The sequence below is a fragment of the uncultured Microbulbifer sp. genome (assembly GCF_947504145.1).
Lineage (GTDB): Bacteria > Pseudomonadota > Gammaproteobacteria > Pseudomonadales > Cellvibrionaceae > Microbulbifer.
Window position 1 is genome coordinate 1 of sequence record NZ_CANNGQ010000010.1, and the last position, 2,500, is coordinate 2,500.

The 2,500-nt window shown below is 52.0% G+C and carries 2 rRNA genes (1 of these 2 cut by a window edge); both read right to left on the reverse strand.

The annotated features are described in order from the left end of the window. Positions 1 to 6: 6 nt before the first annotated feature. Positions 7 to 122: ribosomal RNA gene (gene rrf, locus Q1A74_RS18335) — 5S ribosomal RNA — on the reverse strand. A gap of 195 nt (positions 123 to 317) precedes the next feature. Further along, positions 318 to 2,500, reverse strand: a 23S ribosomal RNA gene (locus Q1A74_RS18340); it runs 701 nt beyond the window's last position.

The following is a 2,500-nucleotide window of genomic DNA, read 5'->3' on the forward strand; positions in this document are numbered from 1 at the left end:
ATAGAAGCCTGACGATGACCTACTCTCACATGGCGAAACACCACACTACCATCGGCGATACTGCGTTTCACTTCTGAGTTCGGCAAGGGATCAGGTGGTTCCACAGTTCTATGGTCGTCAGGCAAACTGGCTTGGGTTGGCGTGGTCTTATGAGCTATTGCTCTGCGCTGCCGTTTGACTGTCCGTTTGCACTCGCTTTTCAGCGATAACAGTCAACCCAAATAAGTCGGTAAAACATTCTGTAGTAATACACCGCAAAGCAACTTTGCGTGTCTCTCGATTGAACACAATCCAATCGTAGTAGCCATCTCTGTTGTATGGTCAAGCCGCACGGGCAATTAGTACTGGTTAGCTCAACGCCTCACAACGCTTCCACACCCAGCCTATCAACGTGGTAGTCTTCCACGGCCCTTTAGGACTCTCAAGGAGTCAGGGAAATCTAATCTTGAAGGAGGCTTCCCGCTTAGATGCTTTCAGCGGTTATCCCGTCCGAACATAGCTACCGGGCAATGCCACTGGCGTGACAACCCGAACACCAGAGGTTCGTTCACTCCGGTCCTCTCGTACTAGGAGCAACTCTTCTCAAATTTCCAACGCCCACGGCAGATAGGGACCGAACTGTCTCACGACGTTCTAAACCCAGCTCGCGTACCACTTTAAATGGCGAACAGCCATACCCTTGGGACCGGCTTCAGCCCCAGGATGTGATGAGCCGACATCGAGGTGCCAAACACCGCCGTCGATGTGAACTCTTGGGCGGTATCAGCCTGTTATCCCCGGAGTACCTTTTATCCGTTGAGCGATGGCCCTTCCATACAGAACCACCGGATCACTATGACCTACTTTCGTACCTGCTCGTCATGTCTGACTCGCAGTCAAGCGCACTTATACCATTATGCTCATTGCATGATTTCCGACCATGCTGAGTGCACCTTCGTACTCCTCCGTTACTCTTTGGGAGGAGACCGCCCCAGTCAAACTACCCACCATACACTGTCCTCGATCCGGATAACGGACCAGAGTTAGAACCTCAAACATACCAGGGTGGTATTTCAAGGATGGCTCCACTGTAACTGGCGTCACAGCTTCAAAGCCTCCCACCTATCCTACACAAATAGGCTCAAAGTTCAGTGCAAAGCTGTAGTAAAGGTTCACGGGGTCTTTCCGTCTAGCCGCGGGTACACTGCATCTTAACAGCGATTTCAATTTCACTGAGTCTCTGGTGGAGACAGCGTGGCCATCGTTACGCCATTCGTGCAGGTCGGAACTTACCCGACAAGGAATTTCGCTACCTTAGGACCGTTATAGTTACGGCCGCCGTTTACCGGGGCTTCGATCAAGAGCTTCGCCGAAGCTAACCCCATCAATTAACCTTCCGGCACCGGGCAGGCGTCACACCGTATACGTCCACTTACGTGTTTGCACAGTGCTATGTTTTTAATAAACAGTCGCAGCCACCTGGTCACTTCGACCGGCCTCAGCTTAGGGAGCAAGTCCCATCACCAAAACCGGCGTACCTTCTCCCGAAGTTACGGTACCATTTTGCCTAGTTCCTTCACCAGAGTTCTCTCAAGCGCCTTGGTATTCTCTACCTGACCACCTGTGTCGGTTTAGAGTACGATTCACAATTGCCTGAAGCTTAGAAGTTTTTCCTGGAAGCATGGCATCAACCACTTCACTTACCGAAGTAAGCTTCGTCATCAGCTCTCGGCCTTAGGGACCCGGATTTGCCTAAGTCCCCAGCCTACTACCTTAAACACGGACAACCAATCGCCGTGCTGGCCTAGCCTTCTCCGTCACTCCATCGCAGCAATTGCAAGTACAGGAATATTAACCTGTTTCCCATCGACTACGGCTTTCGCCCTCGCCTTAGGGGTCGACTAACCCTGTCCCGATTAGCGTTGGACAGGAACCCTTGGTCTTCCGGCGGGGAGGTTTTTCACCCCCCTTGTCGTTACTCATGTCAGCATTCGCACTTGTGATACCTCCAGCAAACCTCACAGTTCACCTTCAGCGGCTTACACAACGCTCCTCTACCATGCTTAAAAAGCATCCGCAGCTTCGGTTATCAGTTTGAGCCCCGTTATATCTTCCGCGCGGGCCGACTCGACTAGTGAGCTATTACGCTTTCTTTAAAGGATGGCTGCTTCTAAGCCAACCTCCTAGCTGTCTGGGCCTTCCCACATCGTTTCCCACTTAACTGATATTTGGGACCTTAGCTGGCGGTCTGGGTTGTTTCCCTTTCCACGACGGACGTTAGCACCCGCCGTGTGTCTCCCGCGATTGCACTCCACGGTATTCGGAGTTTGCATGGGGTTGGTAAGTCGGGATGACCCCCTAGCCCAAACAGTGCTCTACCCCCGTGGGTGATACGCGAGGCGCTACCTAAATAGCTTTCGAGGAGAACCAGCTATCTCCCGGCTTGATTAGCCTTTCACTCCGATCCACAGGTCATCTCCTAATTTTTCAACATTAGTGAGTTCGGTCCTCCAATTGATGT